The organism is Natronospira elongata (assembly GCF_034931365.1).
Taxonomy (GTDB): Bacteria; Pseudomonadota; Gammaproteobacteria; order Natronospirales; family Natronospiraceae; genus Natronospira; species Natronospira elongata.
This window is the reverse complement of the sequence record NZ_JAYGII010000010.1, coordinates 64,999-86,718: the sequence shown is the minus strand read 5'-3', so window position 1 is coordinate 86,718 and position 21,720 is coordinate 64,999. Positions and strand designations below refer to the sequence as shown.

22 protein-coding genes are annotated in these 21,720 nt (G+C 63.3%); 2 read left to right on the top strand and 20 right to left on the bottom strand.

What is annotated here, in order from left to right; all coding sequences use genetic code 11:
• Window positions 1–168: 168 nt before the first annotated feature.
• The 10 genes from VCB98_RS06630 to VCB98_RS06585 all read right to left on the bottom strand — a co-directional run bounded on the left by VCB98_RS06630 (window position 169) and on the right by VCB98_RS06585 (window position 10,476).
• Complete coding sequence (locus VCB98_RS06630) at window positions 169–594, bottom strand: RidA family protein (protein ID WP_346051115.1); 426 nt, start codon at window positions 592–594, stop codon at window positions 169–171.
• A gap of 189 nt (window positions 595–783) precedes the next feature.
• Window positions 784–2,229: an aldehyde dehydrogenase gene (locus VCB98_RS06625; protein ID WP_346051114.1), complete on the bottom strand. Its 1,446-nt coding sequence runs from the start codon at window positions 2,227–2,229 to the stop codon at window positions 784–786.
• Between the two features lie 194 nt (window positions 2,230–2,423).
• A complete protein-coding gene (locus tag VCB98_RS06620) occupies window positions 2,424–3,212 on the bottom strand; it encodes an SDR family oxidoreductase (protein ID WP_346051113.1) in 789 nt (262 codons plus the stop codon).
• A gap of 55 nt (window positions 3,213–3,267) precedes the next feature.
• A complete protein-coding gene (locus VCB98_RS06615) occupies window positions 3,268–4,119 on the bottom strand; it encodes a symmetrical bis(5'-nucleosyl)-tetraphosphatase (RefSeq protein ID WP_346051112.1) in 852 nt (283 codons plus the stop codon).
• 42 nt (window positions 4,120–4,161) lie between these two features.
• Window positions 4,162–4,545, bottom strand: a complete 384-nt coding sequence (apaG, locus tag VCB98_RS06610) for a Co2+/Mg2+ efflux facilitator ApaG/CorD (RefSeq protein ID WP_346051111.1) — start codon at window positions 4,543–4,545, stop codon at window positions 4,162–4,164.
• Between the two features lie 95 nt (window positions 4,546–4,640).
• Window positions 4,641–5,081, bottom strand: a complete 441-nt coding sequence (locus tag VCB98_RS06605; protein WP_346051110.1) for a universal stress protein — start codon at window positions 5,079–5,081, stop codon at window positions 4,641–4,643.
• Window positions 5,082–5,117: 36 nt separating this feature from the next.
• Window positions 5,118–5,906 carry a 16S rRNA (adenine(1518)-N(6)/adenine(1519)-N(6))-dimethyltransferase RsmA gene (gene rsmA, locus VCB98_RS06600; protein ID WP_346051109.1) on the bottom strand — a complete coding sequence of 263 codons (789 nt, stop codon included), beginning with the start codon at window positions 5,904–5,906 and terminating at the stop codon, window positions 5,118–5,120.
• Complete coding sequence (gene pdxA / locus VCB98_RS06595) at window positions 5,903–6,877, bottom strand: 4-hydroxythreonine-4-phosphate dehydrogenase PdxA (RefSeq protein WP_406672589.1); 975 nt, start codon at window positions 6,875–6,877, stop codon at window positions 5,903–5,905. The genes rsmA and pdxA overlap by 4 nt, the downstream gene beginning before the upstream one ends.
• 7 nt (window positions 6,878–6,884) lie before the next feature.
• Window positions 6,885–8,174 (bottom strand): peptidylprolyl isomerase, encoded by a 1,290-nt coding sequence (locus tag VCB98_RS06590; protein ID WP_346051107.1) that lies wholly within the window; start codon window positions 8,172–8,174, stop codon window positions 6,885–6,887.
• Window positions 8,175–8,190: 16 nt separating this feature from the next.
• Window positions 8,191–10,476 carry an LPS-assembly protein LptD gene (locus VCB98_RS06585; RefSeq protein ID WP_346051106.1) on the bottom strand — a complete coding sequence of 762 codons (2,286 nt, stop codon included), beginning with the start codon at window positions 10,474–10,476 and terminating at the stop codon, window positions 8,191–8,193.
• A 201-nt stretch (window positions 10,477–10,677) separates the two neighbouring features.
• Here VCB98_RS06585 and VCB98_RS06580 point away from each other — a divergent pair, with 201 nt between their 5' ends.
• Together VCB98_RS06580 and murU are read left to right on the top strand one after the other, a co-directional pair.
• A complete protein-coding gene (locus VCB98_RS06580; RefSeq protein WP_346051105.1) occupies window positions 10,678–11,691 on the top strand; it encodes an aminoglycoside phosphotransferase family protein in 1,014 nt (337 codons plus the stop codon).
• On the top strand, window positions 11,688–12,365 hold the full coding sequence (gene murU / locus VCB98_RS06575) for an N-acetylmuramate alpha-1-phosphate uridylyltransferase MurU (RefSeq protein WP_346051104.1): 678 nt from the start codon (window positions 11,688–11,690) through the stop codon (window positions 12,363–12,365). The genes VCB98_RS06580 and murU overlap by 4 nt, the downstream gene beginning before the upstream one ends.
• A 30-nt stretch (window positions 12,366–12,395) precedes the next feature.
• On the opposite strand, the gene lipB is transcribed toward murU, so the two are convergent.
• From lipB to mreC, 10 genes are all read right to left on the bottom strand, one after another.
• Window positions 12,396–13,046, bottom strand: a complete 651-nt coding sequence (lipB, locus tag VCB98_RS06570) for a lipoyl(octanoyl) transferase LipB (protein ID WP_346051103.1) — start codon at window positions 13,044–13,046, stop codon at window positions 12,396–12,398.
• A gap of 2 nt (window positions 13,047–13,048) precedes the next feature.
• Window positions 13,049–13,321 (bottom strand): YbeD family protein, encoded by a 273-nt coding sequence (locus VCB98_RS06565; protein ID WP_346051102.1) that lies wholly within the window; start codon window positions 13,319–13,321, stop codon window positions 13,049–13,051.
• A complete protein-coding gene (locus VCB98_RS06560; protein ID WP_374729199.1) occupies window positions 13,318–14,196 on the bottom strand; it encodes a D-amino acid aminotransferase in 879 nt (292 codons plus the stop codon). The genes VCB98_RS06565 and VCB98_RS06560 overlap by 4 nt, the downstream gene beginning before the upstream one ends.
• A gap of 9 nt (window positions 14,197–14,205) precedes the next feature.
• A complete protein-coding gene (locus tag VCB98_RS06555; protein WP_346051101.1) occupies window positions 14,206–15,348 on the bottom strand; it encodes a D-alanyl-D-alanine carboxypeptidase family protein in 1,143 nt (380 codons plus the stop codon).
• A 114-nt stretch (window positions 15,349–15,462) separates the two neighbouring features.
• On the bottom strand, window positions 15,463–16,215 hold the full coding sequence (locus tag VCB98_RS06550; RefSeq protein WP_346051100.1) for a septal ring lytic transglycosylase RlpA family protein: 753 nt from the start codon (window positions 16,213–16,215) through the stop codon (window positions 15,463–15,465).
• Between the two features lie 47 nt (window positions 16,216–16,262).
• Complete coding sequence (gene mltB, locus VCB98_RS06545) at window positions 16,263–17,246, bottom strand: lytic murein transglycosylase B (protein ID WP_346051099.1); 984 nt, start codon at window positions 17,244–17,246, stop codon at window positions 16,263–16,265.
• Window positions 17,246–18,364 carry a rod shape-determining protein RodA gene (gene rodA / locus VCB98_RS06540; RefSeq protein WP_346051098.1) on the bottom strand — a complete coding sequence of 373 codons (1,119 nt, stop codon included), beginning with the start codon at window positions 18,362–18,364 and terminating at the stop codon, window positions 17,246–17,248. Before rodA ends, mltB begins: the two co-directional genes overlap by 1 nt.
• A complete protein-coding gene (mrdA, locus tag VCB98_RS06535; RefSeq protein WP_346051097.1) occupies window positions 18,354–20,231 on the bottom strand; it encodes a penicillin-binding protein 2 in 1,878 nt (625 codons plus the stop codon). The genes rodA and mrdA overlap by 11 nt, the downstream gene beginning before the upstream one ends.
• Window positions 20,231–20,719: a rod shape-determining protein MreD gene (gene mreD, locus VCB98_RS06530; RefSeq protein WP_346051096.1), complete on the bottom strand. Its 489-nt coding sequence runs from the start codon at window positions 20,717–20,719 to the stop codon at window positions 20,231–20,233. Before mreD ends, mrdA begins: the two co-directional genes overlap by 1 nt.
• Entirely contained in the window at window positions 20,716–21,669 is a 954-nt protein-coding gene (gene mreC / locus VCB98_RS06525; protein ID WP_346051095.1) for a rod shape-determining protein MreC, read from the bottom strand. Before mreC ends, mreD begins: the two co-directional genes overlap by 4 nt.
• Window positions 21,670–21,720: the final 51 nt, after the last annotated feature.

The window sequence follows — 21,720 nt, the reverse complement described above, 5'->3', positions numbered from 1 at the left end:
TTCTGGAAGTTGAAGGCGCTGGGTAAAGGCATGGATGGCCTCCTCAGGTCTGTACCTGGCGTTTCGGATGGCACCGTAGGAGCGAATTCATTCGCGATGGGTCCTTCGTTTGCCGCGGTGCCGGATTCCGGCCACGATCGCGGATGAATCCGCTCCTACGATTGTTGATTACCCAATTGTAGCAATGCATTTCAGCTCGATGGCAATCGGCGTGGGCAGACGATTGATCTCCACCGTGGTGCGGCAGGGCTGGTTCTCCGCAAAGTATTCGGCATAGACCTTGTTATAGGCCTTGAAGTCCCGGGGAATATCGGTCAGAAAGACAGTCACGTCCACCAGCTGGTCCCAGCCGGAACCCGCTTCTTCCAGAATATGGCGCACATTCTGAAACACTGAATGACACTGGGCCTCGATGTCGTAGTCCAATACATTGCCCTCATCGTCCAGCGTGACCCCGGGAATGTCCTTGCTGGTGGCCGAGCGGGGACCGACACCGGAGAGAAACAGCAGATTTCCCACTCGCCGCGCGTGGGGGTAGAGCCCCACCGGCTTGGGGGCCTTGCCGCTGTTAACAATACCGTTCTGATCGCTCATGCCATGCTCCTGAATGTTTAGTAAACAGTTCCCAGTTCCCAGTGAACAGTGGGCCCTTGCCCACTCAGTTGAGTACTGTTTCCTGACAGGCTGTTGCCTGATTGAGACTTGAACTTGCCGGGGCTTCGCCGAAGTGGCAAGGCAAGATTCTTGCGTACGGCCCCTCTGCTCACTGGGAACTGTTCACTTTCATCTTTCATTAAATTCAATCGTCACGTTCTTGGGCTCGGTGAAAAAGCGCATGGCTTCCCAGCCGCCCTCTCGACCGACCCCGGATTGTTTCATCCCGCCCATGGGCACACGCAGGTCTCGACGCATCCAGCAGTTAATCCAGACCAGGCCGGACTCGATATCGCGGGCCAGACGGTGGGCCCGTTGAATGTCGCGGGTCCAGATGCTGCAGGCCAGGCCATAATCCACCCCATTGGCGATGGCCAGCGCCTGGTCTTCATCGTCGAAGGGTAGCAGGCTGACCACCGGGCCAAAGATTTCCTGCTGATTGGTCCTGCAGGTCGGATCCAGGCCTTCGATGACGGTGGGCTCGATGAACCAGCCCTGCTCACAACGACCGGCGACCTTTGCCGGCTCGCCGCCGCAGAGGATAGTGGCGCCATCTTCTCGCGCCTGTTCGATGCAGCCCAGGACCTTGTCGTAGTGAGGCCTGGACACCACCGCGCCCTGGCGGGTCTCCGGCAGGGACGGGTCGGCCGGTGTCAAGGCTCGGGCGCGGGCCACGAAGGCGTCCCGGAATGGCTCGTAGATGGAGCGTTGCACCAGCAGGCGGGATCCGCACAGACAGATCTGACCCTGATTGGCGAAAGCCGCCCGCAGGGTTTCGTCCAGGGTTCTGTCCCAGTCGCAGTCCTCGAACACCAGGGTCGGGTTCTTTCCGCCCAGCTCCAATGACAGCTTCTTGAACTGGGGGGCGGCCACTTGCGCAATGCGGGCGCCGGTAGCGGTTCCGCCGGTGAAGGAAATGGCCTTGATTGCCGGGTGACTGACAAGCCGGGCGCCAATCTCGGGTCCGCGGCCGTGCAAGATGTTGAGGACGCCGCTGGGCAGGCCGGCCTCGATGCAGAGCCTGGAGAACAGCCAGGCGGTCTTGGGGGTGACTTCCGAGGGCTTGCCGATCACGCAGTTGCCGGCGGCCAGCGCGGGCGCGATCTTCCAGGTAAACAGATACAGAGGCAGATTCCAGGGCGAGATGCAGGCCACCACCCCATGGGGTTCGCGCAGCGTCCAGTTGATGGCCCCGTCTTCCATGAGATGGGACTCACTGGAAAATTGACTGGCGGCGGCGGCAAAGAAACGCAGATTGGCTGCGGCACGGGGGATATCCACTGAACGAGCCAGGGCAATGGGTTTGCCGGTATCCTCGGACTCGGCGGCCGCCAGGGCCTCAAGATCCCTTTCCACCAGATCGGCCAGGCGATTCAGCCAGCGGGCCCGTTCCGGGGCCGGGGTATGGCGCCAGGCCGGGAAGGCTGCCTGTGCCGCCGTTACCGCCGCATCAAGCTCGGCCTGTCCGGCGTCCGCAATTCGGCCCGACACCTGCCCTGTGGCCGGCTCGAAATTGTCCAGCCATTCGTTTGAGCCTCTGAGCTCGCCGGCAATGTAATGCTCGATCTGATCCATTGCTGTTTCTCACGGTGGGGGGCATCAGGGAACCGCCGGATTTATCCCGCCGCAGGAGCGGATTCATCCGCGACCTTTGCCCGCGGGGGGCGTGATCGCGGATGAATCCGCTCCTTCGGTCTGGCTATCTCCACAGTTCTCAATATCCCCGGTACTGAATGAGCCCCTGTTTCAGGTGTTGGCAATGTTGCCTCTCAGATACCCTTGGTTCGCCCGCCATCCACCGGGATGCTGACGCCGGTGATGTAGGCGGCCGCCGGGGAGGCCAGAAAGGCGATGGCGGCGGCGGTTTCCTCGGGGCGGCCGAAGCGTCCCATGGGCACCTGGCCAAGCGCTGCCTGTTCCACTTGCTCAAAGCTTTGTCCGGTCTTTTCCGCCTTGCCTTCAAACAGGCGCTTTAGGCGATCGGTCTGGGTAAAGCCGGGTAATACGTTATTCACCGTGATGCCATCGGGGGCAAGCTCCGTGGCAATGGTCTTGGCCCAACTGGCCACCGCGCCGCGCACGGTATTCGATACCCCCAGGCCGGGAATGGGTTCTTTCACCGACGTGGAGATGATATTGATGATGCGCCCGTAACCGTCCTCGCGCATCCCGGGCAGCAGAGCCTGGAGCAGGGTCTGGTTGCAGATGAGATGGCGCTGAAAAGCGGCGGTGAACTCATCCTTTTTGGCGCTGTGGGCCGGGCCGCCGGGTGGGCCACCGGAGTTGTTGATCAGGATGTGATAGCGACGCCCTTCCTCCACACGGGAGCGGATCACGGTCTCCAGCGCTTCGGGACGGTCGAAGTCGGAGGTGAAATAGCCGTGCTCCTGCTCCAGGGGCCGGGGCAGCTGATCACGAACAGCGCTCAGGGCCTGTTCGTTACGGGCGGTCAGGGTCACCGTGGCGCCCAGCGAAGCCAGTTCCATGGCCACCGCTCGCCCGATGCCCTGGCTGCTGCCGCAAACCAGTGCATGTTTGCCTTCAAGGTTCATATCCATCGTTCGGCTCCCTTGTCATTCATCAGAGGAGTGAGTTCACCACGGAGAACAGCCATCAATCTTCGCCTGGCGCCATGCACCCCTGGCAGTCGACGGTGGTCCAGCCGCCGTCTTCGTCCATGCGGAAGGCGGTCAATGTGCCGCCCCAGACGCAGCCTGTGTCAAGAGCGTAGACATTGTGGTCGCTGAAGTTCACCCCCTCGCTCTGGCCCGCGGTCGACCAGTGGCCGAAAAGAATATGTTCGTCAGCGCTACGTCGGCCGGGAGCCTGATACCAGGGATACAGGCCCTGTGCCTGTTCGCCGGGGGCGCACTTGGTGTTCAGATCCAGGCGCCCGTCTTCGGTGACGAATCGCATGCGGGTAAAGCAGTTGATCATGAAGCGCCAGCGATCCGCTCCCGTCAGGGACTCGTCCCACTGGTCTGGTTCATTCCCATACATGACGGCCAGGAAATCCTGATGGTCGGGACCCTGCAATACTTCTTCCAGCTCGCGGGCAGCCGCCGTGGCCTGTGTCATGTCCCACTGGGGGGGCAGGCCGGCATGAACCAGGCTGTAGCCCAGCTCCCGGTCAGTATGTAAAAAGGGGCGGTGACGCAGCCATTCCAGTAGGTCCCCGGCATCGGGGGCGTCGAGAATCTGGGCCAGGGTGTCCTTCGCTTTCAGTCGCGGCGATGCCTGCTGGGCCACGGCCAGCAGGTGCATATCATGATTGCCCAGCACGGTGACGGCCTGGTCGCCCATGTTCCTGACAAAGCGCAGGGCTTCCAGAGACTCCGGGCCGCGATTGACAATGTCACCCGCAAACCAGAGCCCGTCTTCGGCAGGGTCAAAGTTGACCCGATCCAGGAGTTGTCTCAGCTCGTCGTAACAACCCTGTATGTCACCGATGGCAAAAATGGCCATGTCTGTTTTCCATTATCGGGAGAATTGGAACTGCCGTGAAGATCAGTTCACCACGCCTGGGACGGCCAGGCGAAAGGGGGCAATGGGGGCGCGAAACTGGTCGCCGTCATCGGCCTCCATGAGATAGTCCCCTTGCATTGACCCCACCGGTGTTTCCAGGATGGTGCCGCTGGTGTACTGATAAGCCTCGCCCGGCTGAAGGTAAGGGTATTCCCCGACGACGCCGTCACCTCGAACCTCCTGGACCTTGCCGTTGGCATCGGTGATCAGCCAGTGTCTTTTCAGCAGACGGGCACCCACGGACCCCTCGTTTTGAAGGGTGATGGTGTATGAAAAGACGAATCGGGCCTTACCGGGATCGGACTGGCCGTCCAGGTATCGGGTCTCCACCTGGATTTGTATGTTGTGCTCGGGATTGTCGGTCATGAAGTGCCTTGTCCGTTCAAGAGCGAACCGGCGCGGCGGTGCCGCGTAAACTCAATCTGCAGGGACATTCTAACAGGGTGTCCGTGCCCGCCGCCTCAATCGTCCCGCAGGCGAACGGTCAGCACGTCACAGGGGGCGTTATGAACGACCGAGCGCTCCGTGCCGCCCATCAGCAGGGCCAGGCCGTGACGCTCACGACTGCCCAGCACGATCAGATCAGCACCGATGTCGCCGGCGATCCGCTTGATCTCCGCCTTGGTCTGGCCCACTTTCACCAGACACTTGTCCACCTTCAGGTCCAATGAGTCCACCAGCTTCTGCAGGCGTTCGCGGGCACTGTCGATCAGCTCTTCTTCCATGTCCACCGGCGGCGGGAGCAGGGCCTCGCCGGCCGGGTCCACGGGGACGTATTCCACCACATGCAGCAGGGAGATGCGGCCGTCCGTGGCCCGGGCCACGGTTTTTGCCCGCTCCAGCACCTGTGCGCTTTCCTCGGCGAGATCAGTGGCGACCAGGATATGCTTATAGACGCTCATGCTTCCCCCTCACGCGACGACTGAGCCCAGTATAGGTTATTGCCCCTGGGTGGCACGAATGCGGCTCGCCAGGCGGGCAAAGTCCTCCGGCGTCAGGTTTTCGGGACGACAGCCGGGATCGATGTCGGCGGCTTCCATGGCATCGCCGTCAGCCAGTCCCTTGAGGGCATTGCGAAGGGTCTTGCGGCGTTTGGAGAAGGCCTGGCGGACCAGTCCGGCCAGTGTTTCTCGGTCCTCCGGCAAGCACAGGGGCTCGCTTCTCGGGCGCAAGCGGACAATGCTGGATTCCACCCTGGGGCGCGGATTGAAGGCACCCGGGGGGACATCAAAGAGATGTTCGGCATGGCAGTGCAGCGCCGTCATGATGCCCAGACGGCCATAGGCAGGGCTGCCGGGGCCGGCCGCCAGGCGATCCACCACTTCCTTCTGGAGCATGAAATGCATGTCGGTGATGGCATCAATCTGCTCGAAGAGATGGAACATCAGCGGCGTGGAGATGTTGTAGGGCAGGTTGCCCACTACCCGCCAGGGGCCTTGTCCCAGTTGATCAAGACTGAAGCGCAGGGCATCCACATTGTGTATCCGCAGCTCGCCCAGTCCGGCGCAGCGTTCCTGCAGCAGGGGGATGACATCCCGGTCGATTTCCACCACGTCCATTTGCCCGTGCCGCTCCATCAGGGGCGCGGTGATCGCCCCAAGGCCTGGGCCGATTTCCAGTAGGCGGTCGTCGGCCCGGGGATCGATGGCAGCGATGATCCGGGCAATGATGCGGGGATCGTGCAGAAAATGTTGCCCGAAGCGCTTGCGCGCGCGGTGCTGATTCATGCCTTGGCCTCCACCATTTCCAGCGCGCTTTCCACCGCGGCCCTCAGACTGCCCGCTTCGGCCTTGCCGCTACCCGCCAGGTCCAGTGCAGTGCCATGATCCACCGAGGTGCGGATGATGGGCAGACCCAGGGTGATGTTGACCGCATTGCCGAAGCCGGCGTACTTGAGCACGGGCAGACCCTGGTCGTGATACATGGCCAGTACTGCGTCGGCCTGGTCCAGATGACGGGGGGTGAAGGCCGTGTCCGCGGGCAGGGGGCCGTCGAGGGAGAATCCCTCCGACCGTAATCGCGACAGCAAGGGTTCGATGATATCCAACTCCTCCCGGCCCAGATGCCCGCCTTCACCGGCGTGGGGATTGAGCCCGAGTACCAGGATCCTGGCTGCCGAGAGGCCGAATTTCTGGCGCAGATCCTGATCCAGGATCCGGATGATGGTTTCCAGGCGCTCGCTGCTGATGGTATCGGCCACTTCCCGCAGGGGCAGGTGGGTGGTGGCCAGGGCAACCCGCAGACCCGGACAGGCCAGCATCATCACCGGCTGCTTGCCGCCAGTGCGCTCGGCGAGGAACTCGGTATGGCCGGAGAAGGGAATGCCAGCGTCATTGATCACGCCCTTGTGAACCGGGGCGGTGACCAGAGCCGAGAAGTGACCGGCCAGGCAGCCGTCCACCGCCTGGGTGAGCAGATCGATGACATGAGCGGCGTTGCTGGTATCGAGATGCCCGGCCCTGACCGGCGTGCGTACCGGTACCGGCTGGATACTGAGACGCCCCGCCGTGCGCAAGACTTCGCCACCGTGCCAGGTCTGGCAGTCAATCCTATAGCCAAGCTGCTCGGCGCGGGCCGCGAGCACCCCCGGGTCGCCGAGGACGACCAGGGGGTATTCACGGGATTCTCGCGCCAGCTCAAGGCAGAGATCGGGGCCGATGCCGGCCGGCTCGCCGGCACTCAGGGCCAGCGGCCGCATGGACATCTCAGCTCCCGAGGCGGATTTCGAGGTAGGACTCGTCACGCAGGTTCTGAAGCCAGGCGTCCATCCGTTCCTCGGCCTTGCGGGCACGAATGAATTGTTGTGCCTGGTTGCGCCGCACGTCCAGGGTCCGGTCCCGCTCCCGAAGTTCGATCAGCTGCACCAGGTGATGGCCGAAGCGGCTCTCAAAGGGCTGGCTCACTTCCCCCGGCTCCAGCTCCTCGATCACTTCCTCGAATTCGGGGACAAACTGACCGAAGGTCTGCCAGTCCAGATCGCCGCCCAGGGACGCGGAGCCCGGGTCCTGGGAATATTCACGGGCCAGATCTGCGAAGCTTTCACCTTCCTCGACAACACGACGGCGCAGCTCCACCAGTTTGAGATGGGCCTGCTCCGGCAGCAGGATCTCGGAAGGCTGCAACAGAATATGCCGGCTGTGATGCTCCTGGACAATCACCGGATCACCGCGACGGGCCTCGTTGAGCTTGAGGATGTGGAAACCGCTGGAGGTGCGGAAGGGCCGGGTGACATCACCGGCGCCCATGTCCACCACCCGTTCGGCAAAGGCAGTGGGGAGCTCCGGGCCCGGGCGCCAGCCCAGATCGCCACCATCGAGGGCAGTGCGACTTTCGGAATGGGCAATGGCCAGTTCGGCGAAGTCGGCCCCTTCCTGCAATTGCTCGTAGATGTTCTCGGCGCGTTCCCGAGCCTCGCGGACCACGTCCGGGTCATCGCTGGAGCCGTCCATGCCAATCATGATGTGTGACACCCGGTATTCCGCGTCCAGGTCACCGCGGGCTTCGGCTTCCGCCAGGAACTCCTGGATTTCCCGTTCGGAAACGGTAACTTCCCGGTACAGCATCTGCTCCTGGACACGTTGTTGCAGCAGCTCCTGGCGCATCTGTTCACGCATGGAGGCGTAACTCATGCCTTGCCCTTCCATCAGTTGGGGCAATTCGGCCAGGGTCGTTCCCTGCTGCTGGGCGAAACGGGCCAGGGCCTGGTTGACCTCGTCGTCACTGACCCGCAGGCCGGCCATGTCGGCGCGCTGAAGCTGTACCCGCTCGTTGATCAGTTGTTCCAGCACCTGTTCACGCAAGACGCGCCGGGGCGGCAGTTGGGTACCCGGGTCCATGCGCATGCGAAGCGCCTCAATCCTTTCCTCCAGGTCCGAGTCCAGGATGATTTCGTGGTTGACCACGGCGACGATGCGATCGAGGGGCTCGTTGGCCGAGGCCAGGCTGATGCTGGAGGCCAGCAGAAGGCCAAGCAGGATGGTGGTGATCTTTCTCATAGTGACAGTGCCATGTTCAGTCGAATTCGCGATAGCCGTAGCCCATGATGCCTTCGCCCAGGAATTCCCTCACGGGATTACCCACGCCACCCAGGCCCTTGAGCTCAAGCTGGATCATGAAGTTGCGGTCCAAATCGCCGTCCCGGTTGTAGATGTAGCGACGGCTGGTGAAGCGAAGGGCCCAGCAACAGCTCTCATACTCAAGACCGGCGAAACGGTCCAGGGTTTCGTCGTCCTCGAGTGAATGATTCCAGCGCCCGAAAACACGGATGCGCTCCGTAATGGGCCAAGCAAATGAGACATCGGCCTGATCGAGTCGGTTCCGCCGGTTGCGGTAGCCGATATTGATGACTTTTCGGGGTTCCGGCCGATATTGGAACTGTATCGCGCTGCGACTGGTTTGTCGATCATCCGGGTCCCACAACAGGGTGGTTCGGGCGCTGAAACTGTCCGTCGGTGCCGCCTGGACCTCGGCAACCAGTTCCGAGCGGGCCTCGGTTGCCGTCTCGCCGCCCCTGAGTCTCACTTCCCGGTCATCGAAGTGGTGAATCTGGCCCAGGCTGCCACTCAGCAGGCTGCGGCCACTGTCCCGGTCCAGGATGCGGGAGGTCAGGGCCATGCCCACCCGGTTGGCGTCGCCGAGACGGTCCGGGCCCACGAAGCGGTCTTCCATGAACAGGCTGGCGAAGGTGAAGTCGATCTCCCGGGTGTCGAAGCGGGGCAGCAGATTCTGCTCCTCGTCCGCGGGCACATAGAGGTAGAACAGTCGTGGCTCCAGCGTCTGGCGCAGATTGGCGGTGCCGGCGAAAGGGCGTTCCAGAATCAGGCCCGAATCCAGGCTGAAAATCGGCGTGCTGCGGCTGAAGCTGAGATCCTCTCCGGGGCTGAAAACCAGGCCGTCGCCATCATCGTTGATGGCGGCGTTCGACAGCTCATGTCGGGTGTACTGGCCGCCCAGTGCCGGTTGCAGGAACCAGCCAGGGGTCCCGAAGCGCCCGGTGACCCGTGGGTGCAGATGGAGGCGATCGGCCTCGATGGAATCGGCTCGCTCCAGGCGAGTGAAGCGATGATGGAGTTCGGCGTGGAAGGGGCTCCGCCCGATGGGCAGGTCCGAGTCCAGGCGCATATCCGGCATTTCCCGATAGGGCAGGCGGCTGTCCTCAATGGCATCGTCGATGGTCTGGAATATCCGGAAGCGGCTCTGAAAGCGATACCAGGGCGTGCGCTGGCTGATGGTCAGCGATTGCGGCAAATGGGTTCGGGTTCGTCCGCCCGGTCCGGAGCCGAGATCAAGGAAGTAATCCGGGTCGGAGGCCCGTTGCACATTGGCATTGATCCGCCAGTTGGCGGGCAGGTCCGTGCGTTGGCGGTAGCGGTAGTAATAGCGATCATCGCCGAACAGCTTGTCGTCAGGATGGTACTCCACGTCCAGGGTGCCGCGGGTTGTCGCGGTCAGATAGCGGGTTTCGGTCCTGAGCTGGGTGCCCCGCTCGCTGCGGTGGTGGGGGGTGAGGGTCATGTCCAGGTTGGGGCGAATATTCCAGTACCAGGGCAGCACGACCTCGGTGCCGTGACGGCTTGAGCGGCCGAAATCCGGGAACAGAAAGCCGCTCTTGCGGCTCTCGTCGATGGGAAAGCTTACCCAGGGGCTGTAGAAGATGGGAACTCGCTTGAAGTCCAGACGCATGTGGCGGGCCGTGCCGCGCCCCGCCTCGTGGTCCAGTTCCATCTCCCGGGCGTGCAGCTCCCAGTCACGGTTACCCGGCGCGCAGGTGGTGAACATGAGGTCATCCATGAGGGTGCGGTTGTCCGCGGTGCGCCGCAGGCGGCTGGCATCACCCCGGGCATGTCGATCCAGCAGTCGGAAGCCGCCCTGCTGGAACTCGCCACTGTCACTGTCCAGATCGAAACGGGCCTGTTCTCCGCTCAGGGCCAGATCGTTCTGGATGAAATCCACCTCGCCCCGCATCTCTGCTGCATTGGCCTGTATATCGTAGAGAATCTCCTCGGCCCGCAACTGGCGCGTACCCTGGCGCATGATGACATCGCCCTGATAGCGGAAATACTGTTCGCCAATCCCCTCGCTCGAATCCGCGTCAACCGTCACCGGGGTGCCGTGATCCGGTGCCGGTCCAACGGTTTCCGGCGGCCGTTCCGGTGGCCAGGTGGGGCACAGCCGCCAGGGCTCGGGCTCTTCGGCCTCGATCTGGGCCGTTGCCAGGCCATGCCACAGGCAGCCGCCCAGAAGCAGCACTGCCAGTCCGGCCCGACGAAATCCCTGTTGTGCCTGCTTGGAAACCACGCGTGTCCTGTTCCTGGCCAATGCCGGGCCGTGCCGGCGGGGTTTGTATGATGGCGGGATCGGCGCGCGCGGTAAACTCGCACAGCCGACGCAGGACCGCAAGCCCGGGCCCCGCTGGCAGGCGGCAGCTTGCCAGCGCTGGTCGGGACCGGGATGATTCGCATACGGTTAAAGCTCGATTATCGCTGCTGGAGCAAGTGAATGAGTGAAGATTCGCGCCTTGTCGCGCTGCGACACTGGCTGCAGGCAGGTTGTCCCGATGCGGAGATCGAATTGCGGCCGGCGTCGGCGGATGCTTCCTTTCGGCGCTATTTCCGGGTCAGCGGCCTTGGGCCGCAAACCCTGATCGCCATGGATGCACCGCCCGAACAGGAGCGGCTGGGCCCCTTCATCGACGTGGCGGGCCGTCTGGCCGCTGCCGGCCTGCGGGTGCCGGAGGTGCTCAGGCAGGATCTGCGTCAGGGTTTCCTGCTGTTGACGGATCTGGGGCGCCAGACCTTCCTGGAGGCATTTGCCCACGAAGACCCGGCGGCGATGGTGGAGTCCGCCCTGCCTGTCCTGGTGCGGATGCAGGCGGCAACCGATCCCAGCGGGCTGCCGGTCTATGATCAAGCTCTGCTGCAGCGGGAGTTGTCCCTGTTCCCCGACTGGTATCTGGCCCGGGAGCGGGGCCTGAGTCTGTCGGCGCGGGAGGAGAAGGCACTCGCCGACTGGTTTGATCGCCTCTGTGAGCGAGGCCTGGCTCAGCCCCGGGTTTTTGTCCATCGGGATTTCATGCCCCGGAATCTGATGGTTGGCGGGGCAGAGCCCGGAATGGAGCCCGGAGTCATTGATTTTCAGGATGCCGTGCTTGGGCCGGTGAGTTACGACCCGGTCTGTCTGTACATGGATGCCTTCCACAGCTTCCCCGAATCCACCGTTACTGCCGGGCTCGGCCGCTACCACGAGCTTGCCAGGGCAGCCGGGATACCCGTTCCCGAGGCGCTGGACGAGTTTCTCCGGGATGCCTGCTGGATGGGGGTGCAGCGCCACCTCAAGGTGATCGGGATATTCGCCCGCATCGCGCACCGCGATGGCAAGCCGCATTATCTGAGCGATGTGCCCCGCTTTTTCGACTATCTGGAACGAGCCGCCCTGTTCGATCGCGAGTTGCGCCCCCTGGTGGAGTTGATCAGCCCCTGGCGGCCCCCGGCCAGTGCGGAGGCGGCCGGATGAGCAGGCGGGCGATGATTCTGGCCGCGGGTCGTGGCGAGCGCATGCGGCCACTCACCGATCAGACCCCCAAGCCCTTGCTGAAGGTGGCCGGCCACCCCTTGATCGAGCACCAGATCCGCCGCCTGGCAGCGGCTGGCTGGCGAGACATCGTGATCAATCTGGGCTGGAAAGGCGAGCAGATTCGCCAGGCACTGGGTGATGGCAGCGAGTTGGGCGTGGCCTTGCGTTATTCCGAGGAAGGCTGGCCGGCACTGGAGACCGGCGGCGGCATCCACCATGCCCTGCCGCTGCTGGGGCAGCAGCCCTTTCTGGTGGTCAACGGGGATGTCTGGTGTGAGGCGGATTTTGACCGCCTCCGTCTTGCCGATGATGACCTGGCCTGTCTGCTGCTGGTGGATAATCCCGACCACAATGCCGACGGCGATTTCGCACTCCAGCAGGGGCGGGTCCGAAACCAGGGCGGTCCGCGCTACACCTTCAGCGGCATCGGGCTTTACCACCCAGAGCTGTTCCGAGACAGCCCCGCAGGCGCCTGGCCCCTGGCCCCCCGCCTGCGCGAGGCTGCCGAGCAACAACGACTGGCCGGCATCCACCATGCCGGCCCCTGGCTGGATGTGGGAACACCCGAGCGCCTGCACCAGCTCAACGCCCGCTTGAGTGGTGCCGAGCAGTAATGGGCTTCATCTCTTGGGAGCTTGCCGGATTCAGGCCGGGGTGTAGCCGAGATGGTGGAGGAGATGGGGCTGGAGGTCGCGCCATACGGTGAGCAGGTCGCCGGGGCCGCCCAGATCGGCGACCTGGGTGACTTCCAGGCCCTGGAAACCGCAGGGGTTGATGCGGGTAAAGGGTTCCAGGTCCATGTTCACGTTGAAGGCCAGGCCGTGGTAGGTGCAGCCATTGCGCACACGCAGGCCAAGGGCGGCGATTTTGCGGCCGTCCACATAGACCCCGGGGGCATCGGGACGATTCACCGCCGCAATCCGGTAGCCGGCCAGCGTGTCGATGACTGCGTTCTCAAGGGCCTCGACCAGGGCCCGGACGCCCAGCTTCAGGCGTCGCAGGTTGAGCAGGGGATAGACCACCAGCTGACCGGGGCCGTGGTAGGTCACCTGGCCGCCGCGGTCGATGTCGATGACCGGGATATCGCCGGGGGCGAGTACATGTTCGTGCTTGCCGGCCAAGCCCAGGGTAAAGACCGGCGGGTGCTCCACCTGCCAGATGCGGTCCCTTTCCTCGCCCTTGCGGGCCAGAGTCCACTCCTTCATCTCGGCCCATACCGGCTCGAAGTCGCGTCGCCCCAGTTCACTGAACTCGGGCGGCGTTGGGGTCTGGCGGGCGGAGGCGGGGGCGGCCATGGTCAGAGCGTCATCAGTACACGCTCGGAGGCGTGCAGTTCCCGGTAGATGTCATCCAGCTGGGGGCGGCTCTCGGCCCGGACGGTAACGGTCAGGGAGACAAAGCGCCCACCCCGGCTTTCCCGGTCACGCACATTCAGGACCGCCGATTCACCTGCATGACGGCTGACGATTTCTATCACATGTTCGCGAAAGCCTTCCTGATCCCGCCCCATGATCTTGAGCGGGAAATCGCAGGGGAACTCCAGCGGTGTGTTGTCTTCGTTGATGCTCATGACACTGCCTGTTTCTTGCCTTGTCTTGTGGAAGCTTCCAGTGCCGCCTGCACGCGGGCCCAGACCGGCCCGGGGCGGCCCTCGCCGATGGTTTGTTCGTCGACTCGGGTGACCGGCATGATTTCCCGGCTGGAGCTGCTGAACCAGAGTTCATCGGCCTGCTCCAGTTGTTCCAGGGGCAGAGCCGTTTCCTGAACCGAAATCCCGAGCTCGTGCGCCAGTTCCAGCACCACCTGTCGGGTAATGCCCGGCAGAATGGCAGAACTCTGGGGCGGCGTATGGATGACACCGTCCTTGACCAGAAAGAGGGTCATGGAGCTGCCCTCGATGAGTTCGCCGTCGCGGTGGAGCAGGGCCTCGTCGGCGCCGGCCTCATGGGCTGCCTGCTTGGCCAGGATGTTGGGCAGCAGGGTTGTTGCCTTGATGTCGCAGCGCCGCCAGCGCAGGTCCTCCACCAGATGCGCCCGTGCCCCCTCGCTTCGCAGATGGGCCGGGGGGCGGGGCAGGGGCGAGCTCATGGCAAAACAGGTGGGTGCTATCGGCTCGGCCGGAAATCCATGTTCACGACCCTTATCCGTGCCCCGAGAAACCTGCAGGTAGACGTTCTGGTCTCCCCCGCCATTGCGTTCGACCAGTTCCAACAGGGTGTCACGCCAGCGTTGGCGTCCCATGGCATCACTGAGCCGGATCGCTTTCAGGCTGTTCTCCAGCCGCGCCAGGTGTTCATCCAGGCGAAAAGGCTGGCCGTCATAGACGGGGATGACCTCGTAAACCGCGTCACCGAACAGAAAGCCCCGATCCAGGGGGGAGATGCGCGCTTCCTGCACTGGCAGGAACTCACCATTCAACCAGGCTGTTGGCAAAGGTATGGCCATGGGCTGCCTTTAATCAAACATCAGGCGGACACGGTCCACAAGGCGTCGCCAGAGCCCGCCGGATTCCACGTCCTCAAGGGCGTGAACCGGACGTTCCGCGACCAGCTCACCGTTGAGACTGACCTGGACAGTGCCCAGCTCATCGCCAGACTGCAGGGGGGCGTCCAGACGGCTGCTGAGGTTCATCACCGGGTCCAGGTTGCTGTAGCTACCCCGGGGAACGGTGACGTAAAGATCCTCGCTCAGGCCCACCGGCACCGTGTCGCTGGCCCCGCCCCAGACCCGTTCTTCCGACAGCGGCTCGCCGGCCGCATAGAGGCGATGGGTTTCAAAGAAGCGGAAACCGTAGTTGAGCAGGGATTGGCTGGCATCGGCGCGGGCTCTCTCGCTGCTCGACCCCATCACCACCGAGACCAGCCGGGTGTCGTCCCGGCGGGCCGAGGTTACCAGGCAGTAGCCGGCCGAGGTGGTGTGGCCGGTCTTGAGCCCGTCAACGGACTCATCCCGCCACAACAGGGTATTGCGGTTGTTCTGGCGGATGCCGTTCCAGGTGAATTCCCGCTCTGAATACCAGCCGTAGTGTTCGGGAAATTCCCGAATCAGGGCGCGGGCCAGCAATGCCGTGTCGTGAGCCGTGGTGATCTGGTCTTCGTGGGGCAGGCCCGTGGCATTGGCGTAGCGGGTATTTTCCATGCCAATACGCTCAGCATACTGATTCATCAGATCCACAAAGGCTGCCTCCGAACCCGCCACATGTTCGGCAAGGGCCACGCTGGCATCGTTGCCGGACTGGATGATCATGCCTTTCAGGAGGTTCTCCACCGTGACCCGGGTGCCGACTTCGATGAACATGCGTGAGCCCGGCATCCGCCAGGCCCGCTCGCTCACCACCACCTCCTCGTCCAGGCTGATGCTGCCGGAAGCCAGGGCCTGGAACACCACATAGCCGGTCATCACCTTGGTGATGCTGGCCGGTTCCACTGCTTTTTCCGGGTCCTTGTCGGCCAGTATGCGGCCACTGTTGTAATCCAGCAGGACATAGCTTTCAGCATCCACCGACGGGGCGGAGGGAATGGGACTGGAAGCCATTGCGGCGGTGACGGCCAGCAACAGGGTGGCGGCGGCCGCCAGGCGAGCAGCGATCTTGGTCATCGGTCAGAGTACCTGTGTTGCAACAAGGGAACGGCTTTTCGGCGACTGGCATGATGCCAGCGCCCCATTTTAACAGGAGTGATTGTTCCGACGAGTATTTTTGGTCCAGGTTCCTCAGTCTCTGACGAGGCTGGTGTCCTGAATGCCGGCATCCCGAAGGCGGCCAAGGATGGTTTCCACCCGATCCTGGCTGTCCAGCGGCCCTACCCGAACCCGGTGCACGCCCCGGCGCCCGCGCTCCGATTCAACCCGCACCGGCCGGATATCCCGTGACTCCAGTCGCCGCTTGAGGGCGAGGGCGTTGTCGCGGTCACGAAAGGCGCCCACCTGGATACGGACCGGCCCCTCAATCGGCCCCAGGCTCGGACCACCACTCTCGTTCTGTCCGGTGAGTGCCTCCACCCGCACCCTGGCGGTGCCCTGGTCGGCGAAACCGAGACGGTGGGCGGCGGCATAGGACAGATCAATCAGCCGGTCGTGGGCGAAGGGGCCGCGATCATTGACCCGAACCACCAGGCTGCGGTCGTTTTCCAGGTTGGTGACCCGCACATAGGTGGGCAGGGGCAGGCGGGTATGGGCTGCGGTGAGGGCATACATGTCGTATTCCTCGCCACTGCTGGTACGCTCGCCGTGAAATTTCTTGCCATACCAGGAAGCAATGCCTTCTTCCTCATAGCCGCGGGCGGAATCCATTACGTGGTAAGTGCGCCCGAAGACTTCATAGCTGTCGGGGTTGCCGTAGCGGCTGCGTGGCTCTTCCCGAGGCGTGGGTTCCGGAATCCGGTCCAGGCCGGCTGGCGGCGTTCGTGGCCCGCTGTCCTGGACATCAAAGGGCGCGCAGGCGCCGGCCAGGACCAGTAGCAGCATGAGACCGCCTGTGGGCAGCAGCCGACGGTGGATTACTCCCTTCATCGTTACCCAGACCCTTCTCGGTATTCACGCTTGATCGCCCGGCTCAGCTCCCAGACCGCCATGGCGTAGAGGGGGCTGTGATTGTAGCGGGTGATCACACGAAAGTTGTGCAGGCCCACCCACCAGTCCTCGCCGTTCTCCTGCTCCAGTCGGACCGGCAGCACCCGTTCGTCGTCGCTTACGCCCTCGCTGAAGATCAGACCGGCCTCTCGCAGTTCAGCGGCCGGTCGCCGTTCCAGACCCGAAGGCGGCTCGAGATGCCGATCCTCCGGCAGGATGGCCGGAACCACCACGGCATCACCCGCCCGCCAGCCATGTTGTTTGAAATAGTTGGCCACGCTGCCGATGGCATCTTCCCAGTCGCTGAAAAGATTGCGTTGGCCACTGCCGCTGAAATCCACGGCGTAATAGCGGTAGCTGGATGAAATAAACTGGCCCACGCCCATGGCACCGGCGTAGGACCCTCGCAGCTTGTGAATGTCCAGGGCTTCCTCGTCGGCGAGCAGGAAGAGCTGCTCCAGCTCCCGGCGAAAGAAATCCGCCCGGGGGGGGTAATCGAAGCCCAGGGTCACCAGTGAGTCCAGTACCGGGTGTCGGCCTTGATGACGGCCGTAATAGGTCTCGACACCGATGATGGCAACGATGATCTCGGGGTCGACACTGAATTCCTGGCTGGCTCGCCGGATGATGCCTTCGTGTTCCTGCCAGAAGGCAACCCCGCCCTGGACGCGTTCGGAGGTCATGAAAATCGGGCGGTAACGATGCCAGGGGAGGGCTTCGGCCGGGCTGGCGATGGCCTCCAGCACGGCATCCTGGCGGATCACCTGGCTGAACACTGACTCCAGCCACTGCCGCTCAAGACCATGCTCTTCCTCCATGTGGTCGATGAAGCGATTGATATCATCCCGCTCCAGCCAATTGGCTGCCGACAGGGTAGTGGGCAGGAAACTGAGGGCCAGCAGAATGGCAAGGATATAGGGCTTCATCAGTGCATGAACCGTCGGTGGCTGTTGATGCTCATGAGAATACCGAAGCCAGCCATCAAGGTCACCATTGAGGTACCACCGTAGCTCACCAGTGGCAGGGGAACACCCACCACGGGGAGCAGGCCGGTCACCATGCCGGTATTGACGAAGATATAGACGAAGAAGGTCAGCATCAGGCTGCCGGCCACCAGGCGCCCGAAGTTGTCCTGAGCCCGCAGTGCCAGCACCATGCCTCGCCAGAACAGGAAAAGGTAGAGCAGCACCAGGACCATCACGCCCAGCAAGCCGAACTCCTCGCCGAGAACCGCAAAGATGAAATCGGTGGACCGCTCGGGCAGAAACTGCAGTTGCGACTGGGTGCCCTCGGTCCAGCCTTTTCCAAAGAACCCGCCGGAGCCGATGGCAATCTTCGACTGGATGATGTGATAGCCGGCCCCCAGGGGGTCGGATTCCGGATTGAGGAAGGTCAGCACCCGCTGGCGCTGGTATTCGTGGAGATAGGACCAGAGCAGTGGCAGGGCCGCACCTGCCGCCACCAGGCCGCCGATCATGTACCGCCAGCGAAGACCGGCCAGAAAGAGGACGAAGAAACCGGCGCTTGCCACCAGCAGAGCGGTGCCCAGGTCAGGCTGACGGACGATCAGGGCCACTGGAACAGCAATTGCCAGAAGAACAACAATGACCTGCCACCAGCGCGGCGGTACCCCGCGGTCGTGGAGATACCAGGCAATGGCCAGTGGCACCACGAGCTTCATCATTTCCGAGGGCTGGAAGCGGACGAAGCCCAGATTGAGCCAGCGCTGAGCGCCCTTGCCGGTCTCGCCGACCAGAAGAACCAGCACCAGCAGTCCCAGTCCAGCCAGGAACAGCCAGGGCGCCCAGCTTCGATACAGGACCGGTGGCAGTTGAGCCAGGAAAACCATGATGGCCAGGCCGAGACCAATGCGAATGAGCTGGCGAATCAGCAGGGAGGTACTTTCGCCGCCGGCACTGTAGAGCACGATCATGCCGAAGCCGCTGAGCAGGGCAATGCCCAGCAGCAAGGGGCCATCCAGGCGCAGATTGCCCAGCAGCCCGTTGCTGTCATTGCCCCTGACCGAGAAGGAATCAGCCGCCATTGTCTGCCTCCTCTTCCAGCTTGAGCAGGTAATGGTCCATTACCGCTCGCGCCCGGGGCGCGGCGACGGCGCCACCGCCGCCACCATGTTCCACCAGAACCGCCACCGCAATACGCGGGTCTTCCGCCGGGGCGAAGGCGATGAACAGGGCATGGTCACGCAGGTGGAAAGCCACCTCTTCATGTTCGTACTCTTCGTCCTCGCCCAGGCTGAAGACCTGGGCCGTGCCGGTCTTGCCGGCAATCCGGTAGGGCGCGTTCATGCCGGTGGCTCGGGCCGTCCCCCGGGGGCCGTGAACCGATTCCACCATGGCGTCAATGGTTCGCTGCCAGTGATTGGGCTGAATTTGGCTGAGTAACTCGGAGCGATGGCTTTCCGGTGGGTCCATGGCTTCGAATTCCCGGGTAAAGGCGTTGCGAAAGCCCCGCAGCAGTCTCGGAGATCGAAGCTCGCCGCCGTTGGCCATGGCCGCGGTCGCCTTGGCCAACTGCAGGGGCGTGGAAAGCATATAGCCCTGGCCAATGCCGGCGATGACCGTCTCTCCATGGAACCAGCTTTCGCCCAGGGCGCGGCGTTTCCAGTCTCGCGAGGGGACCAGGCCTGCGGACTCGCCGGGTATGTCGATGCCGGTTCGCTCACCCAGGCCGAAGTGGGTCAGATAGCGGTGGATATTGTTGATCCCGAGCTCCATGGCCAGGGCGTAAAAGTAGATATCGCAGGACTCCACAATGCCCTTCTCGAAATCGGTGGGACCATGGCCCTCCCGTCGCCAGTCCCGGAAGGGACGGTCACGCCCATCAATGAAAAACTCCCCGGTACAGCGCAGGGGGGCGTCGGGATCGAGATCCGTGGCATCCAGGCCTGCCAGGCCCAGCATGGGCTTGACCGTGGAGCCCGGCGGGTAGCGGCCACGGGTGGCGCGGTCGAACAGGGGCCGTGCCGGGTCGGCCTGGAGCTGGCGAAAAGTTTCATGCTCCAAGCCTCTGGAGAGCTCGTTGGGGTCAAAGGAGGGGCGGCTGACCATGGCCAGCACACCGCCGTCGCGGGTATCCAGAGCCACCAGGGCGCCCCGCTGACCTTCCATGGCATCCCAGGCGGTCTGTTGCAGTTCAACGTCCAGATTAAGGTAAATGTCGTCACCGGGCATGGCCGGCTCACGGACGTCCAGGGTGCGGATGACCCGGCCCTGGGCGTTGGTTTCCACTCGGCGACTGCCCGCACCGCCGTGGAGTATTGGTTCATAGGAGAACTCGATGGCCGTCTTGCCGATCTGGTTGGTACCGCTATAGCGGCTGCGATCAATGCGTTGCAGATCCTCGCGACTGATGGCGCCCAGATAACCCACAACATGGGCAGTGAGCTCACCGTAGGGATAATGTCTGGCCAGACGGGCGCGGATATCCACACCGGGAAAACGTTGCCGCTCCACGGAAAAGCGGGCCACTTCCTCTTCACTCAGATTCTGTCGAACCGGCACCGGCTGGAAGCGGCGTTGGCTGCGCAGGAGGCGAAAGAAACGCTCCCGGTCGGCATCCCGTAGTTCCACCAACTCAGCCAGCTGGTCCAGGGTCTCGTCGATGTCCTCGACCTGTTCGGGGATCAGTTCCAGCTGGTAGGTGGGGACATTCTCGGCAAGGATATGACCATTACGATCGAAAATCAGGCCGCGGGTCGGCGGAATGGGCTCCACTCTCACCCGATTGCCGTCGGCGAGGGTGGCGTAGTGTTGGTGATCCACGACCTGCAGGGCGAACATCCGCCCGACCAGCAACAGCAGCAGTGCCGTGGCCACCACGGCAGCCAGCACCGCCCGACCGATGAACAGGCGGCGATCCTGGGATTGGTCGCGAATATGCAGGTCAGACACTAACTCACACCGAATTGCCGGCGCAGGGCTCTGAGCAGGAACATGATCCAGGGCCACAGCAGCATGCCGGCCAGTACCGGCGCCCAGCGCCATTCCAGGTCATAGAGATTGCCAGTGACACCATCCACCAGAATAAGCATCAGTTCATACAGTCCCAACAGGGCCATTACTGTCATGGCCTGTTGCCACACCGGGAAGACACGGATGCGCAGGTGCGACCCGGCCACCACCAGACTCATTATTGCCAGCGCCAGGGCATGCTGGCCCAGCAGGCTGCCGGTGAGCACATCCAGCAACAGTCCGGTAATCCACGCCGTGCCCACGTTCACCCGATGGGGCAGGGCCATGATCCAGTAGATCAAAACCAGGGCCGACCATTCCGGTCGAAATGGCGCAACGGTATCAGGCAGCGGCCAGATGGTCAGTGCCAGGGCCACGAGCAGGCTGAGCCAGATCACCCAACGGGCCTGTGCAGGCTGATCTCTCATTGGCTCTCCCCTTCATCCATGCTGCCGCTGCCATCGTTCTGGTCCTGGTCCCGGCCCCCATTCGAGTCCGGGTCCGCCAGGGGGTCGCGGTCAAAGGGCAGGCCGTCTTCTCGCCAGACCAGCAGGACTTCCCGGCTGCGATTGAGGGCGGCGGCCGGTTCGGCGTGGATGGCGGCGAAGGTCTCGCCGGGGCGCCGCTCAACCGATTGAACCGTACCTACCGGGTAACCACGGGGGAAACGCATCCCGAGGCCCGAAGTGACCAGCAGGTCGCCTTCCTGGATGTCGGCGTTGTTGGGCAGATAGGGCAGCTCCAGACGGGTAAGGTTGCCGGTTCCCACCGCAATGGTGCGCAGGCCGTTGCGGTTTACCTCCACCGGTATGGCGTGGCTTGGGTCGGTAATCAGAATGGCCTCGGCGCCGAAGGGACCGAGGTGGGTGATCTGGCCCATGACCCCGTCGGCATCCAGCAGAGGCTGGCCCTGATAGACGCCATGACGACTGCCCTTGTCCACCACCACCCGATGGCGGAAGGGGTCCAGGCTTACCTGCAGCAATTCCGCGGCCAACAGCCGTTCGCCCACCCGCTCGCCTGATTGCAAGAGCTCCCGCAGGCGTTCGTTCTCCTGCTCCAGGCTCTCAAGCCGCTGGACCTGGCCGCTCAGCTCCAGCCGTTCCGCTCGCAGCCGTCGATTCTCCTCGAGCAGCTCACCCCGCCGGCTGAGGCTCTCGCTGGCTCGGTCAATGGCGGATGAAGGCAGGTCAACGATGAGCTGAATCGGGTAGGTGAGCAGGGCCAGGCTTTGCCGCACCCGGTCCAGATGGCCTTCGCGGTGATCCACGGTGATGATCACAATGGACAACAGGACCAGGAGCACACAGCGAATCAACGGCGATGGGCCGTGGCCGAAAAGCTTGTCATTGCCGCTGCTGCTGAATGCGGAGGCCATGTCCCTAACCGATTGCTATCGAGTCAGTGCCGCCGGGCCGGCAGTGCCGGC